This window comes from Tateyamaria pelophila (genome assembly GCF_019966495.1).
Taxonomy (GTDB): domain Bacteria; phylum Pseudomonadota; class Alphaproteobacteria; order Rhodobacterales; family Rhodobacteraceae; genus Tateyamaria; species Tateyamaria pelophila.
Window position 1 is genome coordinate 22938 of sequence record NZ_JAIMIA010000058.1, and the last position, 7534, is coordinate 30471.

Here is a 7534-nt window from a genome sequence, read left to right on the forward strand (position 1 = left end):
CCTGCCACGATGTGCGCGGTTTGTCCGCGTGAGGTCAGGGGCGGATCTCGACCTGAGAAGAAACGGACTGTCCCGCGGCATCGACGACCGCAATCCGGGTAAAACCCGGACCCAATCGTCCAATATCCACCAAACGCTCCCGAACGCCGGTTGCGGCGGGCGCACCGTTTATCAAAATGGTGAGCGGCAGGGTTCCGCCTTCGACCTTCAGAAAGGTATCGGGCTGGGCCAGAATTGCGCCGTCAGGAGGAAACACCAATCGAGGACCGCGCTGTTTCATATCCCGAGGACCGAACCGACGCAGGTTTTGCGGCAAGTCCGAGGTCGCGCGCATCAGAGTATCTGCGGGCGGCGGCGGCGGTGCGTCGTAAATCGGCTTGAGCCGCCCGAATGCTTCGAACAGGATCGGCGCCGCATGATCGCCCCCGAACGCTCCCGGCACGGGCGTCCCGTCCGGCCGACCCATCCAGACGCCGATCACATGCGTTCCGTCATATCCAAGCGCCCAGGCGTCCCGGTGCCCGTAGGACGTGCCGGTCTTGTAGGCCAAACCACCAAGAGCACCCGTTGGCGGCGCAATGCCGCGCAGAATATCGCCCACCTGCCATGCCGCGCGAGGCGCAATGATCTGGGCACCGGGCATGCGGGCTGGTGCCGTATCGGCCAGATCCTGCGCCCGTCCCAACCGCGCGAGACCCGCATAGACCGTCACCATATCCTCAAGACTCAACCCGACCCCTCCCAAGGCAACCGCCAGACCCGGCACGCCGCCGGGCAGCTCGGGCTTGGCTCCGAACCGACGGAGCGTGACCATCAGCCGTTCCGGCCCCAGTGCGTGCGTCAATGCAACCGGTGGAATGTTCAGCGACAGGCCGAGCGCCTGGCGGGCCGTGACATCGCCACGAAACTGGCCGTCAAAGTTTTGCGGCGCATAGCGACCAAACCGCGTGGGTCGGTCCGCAAAGATCATCTCGGGGTGAGCAAGCCCGCGATCAAAGGCCAAGGCATAAATGACGGGTTTCAGGGTCGATCCGGGCGAACGTTTGGCCCGCGTCATGTCCACATATCCCAAAGCGCCCGAGGCGTCCGTATAATGCGGCGCGCCGACGCGGGCCCGCACCTCGCCGCTTTGGTGATCCGCCACCATGATCGCCAGCGACACGCCTGAAGGCTGATCCGCGATGTGCCTGCGGGCCAATGCCTCCATCTGTGACTGCAGTCCGGCGTCCAAAACCGTGTCAAAACGTCGGTTGAGCGGATCATCGGCCACAAGCGCATCCGCCAGATGCGGCGCAAGACGGGGCAGAGGCCGCATCTCGCGCGGCACCCGCGCGGTGACCGGATCTGCGCCGACGCGCGCAAGCACACGGTCACGCGCCGATCGGGCCGCCTCGGGATGTCTGTCGGGGCGGCGTGCCTCGGGCGATTGTGGAAGTGCAATCAAGAGCGCGGCTTCGGACGGCGACAGGCGCCTTGGCTCTTTGCCGAACCAGATGTAGGACGCACTGCGCACCCCTTCAATCCGCCCTCCATAAGGCGCGTGTTGCAGGTAAAGGTGCAGAATTTCGTCCTTGCTGAGCTTGCGTTCCAACGCCCATGCGAGCCGCATTTGCCGCAACTTGCCTTTGATCGAACCGGTGCCCGAGTTTTCCAGCAGGCGCGCCGTCTGCATCGTCAACGTAGAGCCCCCCGAAACGACGCGCCCGGACCAAAACGCCTGCCCCACAGCGCGGGCCATCGCCCACCCATCGACACCGTTATGGGACCGGAACCGCTTGTCCTCATAAGCGATCAGCATATCGATCATATCGGGATCAACGCCGCCGCTTGGGACGGCCAGACGGATGCGGCCATCCTCGACTGCAAAGAGACGCATGACCGCGCCGTTCCGGTCGTGCATCTCGACTGAAGTTTCGGTCAGCGTCTGCGGCAGCTTTGTCCGCGCGACCCAACCGTCCCAACCGTCACGAGCCGCTGCGGTCGCCATCAGCAGCGCCGCCAAGGCCATCAAAGGCCAGTGCAGCCTCATTCCGTGACCGTGGTCGCGCCCGTCCCGGTGATCGCGCGATATTCAGGGCGGTACATATCCTCAACCAAAGCGGCCGGGTGGTGAAAAATACCGGGACTGACGGCGCGCGCCACATAGGCGAGGGTAAAGGGCATGCTGTCGCGTTGATTGACCGCCGCGATGAACCTGTCCGTGCGGAATTCGGCGTGCTCGGCTTCGGTCAGGTTCAGCCAGTCCAGAGCCCGCACATCGCCCGCGCGAAGCACGTTGGGATTGTCGATCTCGATCCCTGCGGGCAGCGGATCATCCACGATCAGGCGTGCCCCCACCTCTTCGAACGGGGTCACGCGCAGCACGACGACACGCCGCTCGCCGACGGTCCATGGCCCTTCGACCCGCTGGCCATTCAGGTCATAGGTTTCGCGCGTGATCGCATAACCATAACCTCCGGCCTCCGGAGCGACATCGGGCACGCCGTAAGTGGTCAGCGTGACGTCTTGCGGCCTGCCGGAAACATTGCGGATGACCGACACCGGGTCACCTTCTGCGCGGGTCTGCACCAGCGGTCCGCTGACAGGTACATCATCCAGCGACAAGGTGGCAGGGCCAGCCGATGTACGCACAGCTTGCGCCGCCATCAGAACTTGTGCGGCCTCCTGCGTGGAAAAGCGCCCGGTGTGATCCGTGATGGATTGCGCCAAGGCCGTGCGGTCGATGCGCGTGCTGTCTGCCTCTGCCGCCAGATACAACAAACCGGCCCTATCCCGCAGCGGTGACCCGAAGTCCTCACGCCACGTCGTGGAATTGAACGTCTCGGTCCGCGCCAGATCCTCAGCCAATCCAAACATGCGGTCCGCCCGCGTTTGCTCGCCATAGCTTGCCAAGGCTGCCCCCAATTGACCCCGTGCCAAGGACGTTGCAAAGGCTTCCGCCTTGGCGTCAGCATAATATCGCAGATCACCTATTGCCGCAGCACCTTCGCGGGCCAGAACCCAGAGGGCATAGGCGATATCTTCGCCGCCGCTGTCAAAATCCGGGGCATAGTTGATCCGGTTACGCAGATTGTCCAAAGCCAGCCGCATCGCGACGTCGGGCACACGGTACCCTTTGGCCTGCGCCTGGCTGAGGAAATCGGTGACATAGGCATCCAGCCAAAACGCGCCGCTCTGCGCGCTCCAGAGGCCGAATGCGCCGTTGCTGGCCTGACGGGTGAGGACTTGGGCAATCGCGGTTTCGATGCGGTCGCCGATCCCTTCGATCCCGGCGGCCCCTGCCACGTTCGGCAGATACAACAGCGGCAGTGCCGCAGACGTGACCTGTTCGGTGCAGCCATAGGGGTATCGATCCAGCTGCCGCAACAGGGCGGGCATATCAAAACGCGCCAAAGGCCCGGCCGACAAGGTGGCCCGCGCCGATGCCGGACGCAGATTGGCAAAGACATTGTTGTCAAAGGTGAAGACCTCCCCCGCCCCAAGACTGAAGCGGCGGGTGCTGGCGATGATCGGATCGGTCGATCGCACGCCAAGGGTCAAGACCTTCGTCAGCGCTGTGCCGTCAGGCAAAGTCAGTGCGACGCTGATCTGGTGATCGCCAACTTCATTTACAGACAGCGCGATTGGGACACGGACGGTTGCGCCTTCGGTCAGGTCGATCTGGCCCGGCACCGGTCCGAGAACCAAGCCTTCGGCTGCCACAGTCAGCGCCATTGGGCCCGTGGCCCCTTCGGCATGCACGAAATCCAGCATCAGCCGACTTTCATCCCCCGGCGCCATAAACCGCGGCAATGCCGCGGAGATCACCACCGGATCACGCGCCAGCATGTCCTGTGTGGCCTGCCCCACTCCGGTATCAGACCATGCCACGGCCATCAGGCGGATCGTTCCGTTGAAGTTTGGACGCGGGATGGAAACCGTTGCCCTGCCGTCCGGCCCGACCCTTACCGGCCCATGGAAACTGGCCATCACCGCTTCGGTCGGCGGTGGGCTTTGCCGTTGCATTCGGTTGCCCGCATCACCGCCGGACCGGACTTGCCCCATGGCCCCGCCGCGCCCGTCGATCAAACGACCATACATGTCACGCAGTTCCACGCCGAGGCGACGCTGACCGAAGTAATGGGCTTGCGGGTCCGGAGCCTCAAAGCCGGTCAGATTGAGAATACCCACATCGACAGCGGCCAGCGTGACATAGCCGGGCGTCTCGCCGAGGCCATCAACGCGAATATCGACCATCGTCTCGCCCGCCTGACCGCTCACAATCGTCGGCGCGTTGATCCGGACGTTCAAGGCCTTGTCTCCGGGATCGACGGAAGCGTGCGCCAGACCCAGCACACGGGCCGGACCAAAATCGTCTGCGGAGGTTCCCCGCAGAATTGACGCGGTGACATATGCACCCGTGCCCCAGCTTTCGGTCACCTCAAGCGGGATCACGCTCTCTCCCGCTGTTACCGGTATTGACTGGCGCGCGATCACACCGTCAGACAGGACCGTCACAAGCGCCACGCCGTCAAAGGGTGGCACCAGACGCAGTTGCGCCACATCGCCAAGCTCATAGCTGGCCGCGTCAAGCGACAGCACCAGGCGATCCGGCGTCGCGGCACTGTCTGTGCCGCCATACCACCCGGCAGAAAAGGCAACGGAGCTTGCCGTGTACCGGCCGCCCGTCCGCTCGACGACCAACTCATAGTCACCCCAGTCCGTCGATGTCTCAAACGCGATTGGGGTATCCGTCAAGGTCAATTCACCGCGTCCGACGCGGACCCTGCGGGTGATCGGCTCCCAGTTCCAGTTGCCATAGAGCTGATACCACTGGTAGCGCGTTTCGATCCGGTTGACCGTCCATTGCACCGGAACAGGAGCATCGGCACCCACGGCCACGAGGTCGAACTGTGCCGTGCCGCCTTCGGGCAGAATGTCGTCGAACGTAGGGCGAATACCGATCAGCGGGCCTTGCGGCGCGACCGGGCGCGTGATGCTCCGTTCAACGGGACGACCTGCTCCATCCGAAACGCGGATCGTCAAATCTGCTTCCAGCAGAATTTCCTCGACGTCGATCTCGGGCCAGTCCAGCGGCACCGCGGCAAGACCTGCCGCGTCCGTTCGCCGGGTCTCAAGATTTGATCGGCGCGCGGAGAATGCCCCGTCATAGCGCCCAAAGCGGTAACCGGGCCATCCCTCGATTTCTGTCCGGCGGCGCAGCGTCAGATCCCCTTCAACAGGCAAATCAGCACCGGCGGCGCCAAAGAGATAACGCGCTTCGACGGCCAGATCGTAGCGCCCGCCCAACTGCAAATCGCTTTCGGGCAGGGTCAGGTCAACGTCGATCCGTTCCGGAACGAAGTCTTCGACCAAGACCGTCCGACTGGCCAGCGGCGGAGCTTGCAGGTCACTCTTGAGGTCAATCCGCCAGGTGCCACGCGGCACGCTCGCGCCAATCGGCAGGTTGAGCACATGCCCGCCAGCCCGGTCCTGGGTGCTGACCGTCCGGCTGTATTCCACGCCATCCGGACGGCTGAGGATCGCTGTGATCGGCAAGCCCGGAATGGCCGACACCGTGCCGGTCCGGGCCAAAGCGGTCACATGGATTGTCGCACCGGGGCGGTAAGCACCACGATCCGTCGTCACAAACAAATCGATGGGCGGCGCAGGTGGGCGCCCCTCGACGCCGCGATCCGACAGATCGAAAGCCGGGTCGGTCAGCGGCAGGAATACGAAATCATCTTCCGTCTCGACCTGTAGCAAGGCCGGCGCCGATGCGCCGTTGCCCCGTGTCAGACCCGCCGGAAAGGTCGCAAAGCCATCTGAGTCCGTTTCCGCAACCCCCAAAACCGCGTTTGCACGCGAGATCAGCCGAACCGTGGCAGCAGGGACAGGCCCTGCGTCACCAAGCCTGCGCACGGCTGCCGTCAGCCCATCTGTCCCTTGCCAAGTGGTTAACCCCAGATCGGACAGGACAAACCACTGACTGGCCGTTGCGGCATCGTTGGGGTCTGCCCCCGACGGACGCGCCATCAACACATATACGCCGGGCGCCTGATCCTTGATTGCATCGCCCAGCGGCAATCGCGTCCGCATTTCGGCGTTGAGATCGTTTTGAACGTCGCCGGTGCCGCGCCAAATCTCCTCCGCAATCTCTTCGTTAAAGTCAGAGAGCTGCCATTGCGCCAAGGGACGCCCGAACAAACCATCGCGCATCGCGCGGACCAGATTGCGATCACTGACCCGGCTGAGGGTGAGCGTGACACTGTCGAGGTTCACCGTCTCAATCGGTACCGCAGCGGCACTGCTCCGCGGTAAGACATAACTGCGGCCCGGAAAGCGGACCAGCGGAGACCGGTCCCGGACATAAAGGTCTAAATCCATGTCGCGGCTCAGTGTTTCGCCGCTGGCCGATGGCAGACCCGAGCGGAACGTGACCCGGTAGCGTTCCCCGTGGCGCACCCCATCGATGCACAGATCGCGGTTGTCGGCCTGCACCACCACCCCCTCGGCGTCTATGCGCACAAAGGGCTCGTAATCGACACCGGCCTGAACCAGGGGTTCGGAAAACGTGGCGCAGATCCGCGGTGCAGCACTGTCACTCTGAACCTCATGATCGACAATGCGGAACCCGTATTTGCCAATGGCATCCTCCAGCGCGGTCGCAATATCGTCGCGCGGCTGGATCGACTGGGCCAGACGCAGGACGCTTAACATGTCGCGGCCTCGCTGGTTCGCCTCGAGCGCCTCTGCCAGAGTGCTCAAAGATGATGTCTGGGAGCCGGGCGTCGTCGCACGCAAATAGGCGTTGATGGCCGCCGGGACGGCTTCGGACCGTGCAGTGCGGCGTTGAGACGCCGAAACCGTGTCCGAAAGGCGCAGCGAAATGTAGGCATAGCGCGCCCAGAGATCGGGTGTGTCTCCAAGCGCCACGGCCGCCCCGATCCACCGCAGCGCCGCAACGCGATTGCCCTGCTGCCATTCGGATCGTGACGCATCGGCCAGCGCCTCAACTGTCCTGTCGTTCACAGGGAAACGTCGGCCCATTCCGGTCGCCAGATCAAGCGCGGCAGCCAAGTCTTCGGCCGTGAGCGTCAGAGCACTGGCGCGGGTTTGCGCCCCGTTCTGCAAGCTCGCCCCGGCCATCAAGCGCACGGCAGACACCGCACCGACATAAGGCTTGCTCTCATTTACCGCTGACTTGGGAAAACATGCATTCGCCACGCCATTGTAGGTAAAGGCAACGCATGCATCATCCGCACTGCACGCGCGCTGGCACGCATCAAACGTCGTGTCGAACAGCGCCGTCCGGTCTGCACCGTAAAAGTCAACATCCTCGCTCAGGACATATCGATTTGGCGGAATGACGTCCTGCGCACCGACCAAACCAGCCCAACACATGACGAAAAGGGACACGATCACATGGCGCATTGCGCTACTCCTTGGCAGATTGGGCTTGATCCGAACAACTTGGCGATTGAGCAACCCCACGTCTGGAAATTCGGATTTGGCATGATCACGCATCCTGGCATTCCCATTTGATATAGGCCTT

The 7534-nt window shown here is 63.4% G+C and carries 2 protein-coding genes; both read right to left on the minus strand.

Annotated elements, in window-relative coordinates; all coding sequences use genetic code 11:
- Positions 1-34: 34 nt before the first annotated feature.
- Positions 35-2029 (minus strand): penicillin-binding protein 1C, encoded by a 1995-nt coding sequence (pbpC, locus tag LC354_RS16690; protein WP_223425898.1) that lies wholly within the window; start codon positions 2027-2029, stop codon positions 35-37.
- The gene (locus tag LC354_RS16695; protein ID WP_223425900.1) at positions 2026-7413 is read right to left on the minus strand and encodes an alpha-2-macroglobulin family protein; all 5388 of its coding nucleotides are present in this window, start codon (positions 7411-7413) and stop codon (positions 2026-2028) included. The genes pbpC and LC354_RS16695 overlap by 4 nt, the downstream gene beginning before the upstream one ends.
- Positions 7414-7534: the final 121 nt, after the last annotated feature.

What these genes read in the sequence shown, in the direction of transcription:
- pbpC (WP_223425898.1), bottom strand. Translation starts at nt 2,029, where the DNA reads ATGAGGCTGCACTGGCCTTTGATGGCCTTGGCGGCGCTGCTGATGGCG.
- LC354_RS16695 (WP_223425900.1), bottom strand. Translation starts at nt 7,413, where the DNA reads ATGCGCCATGTGATCGTGTCCCTTTTCGTCATGTGTTGGGCTGGTTTG.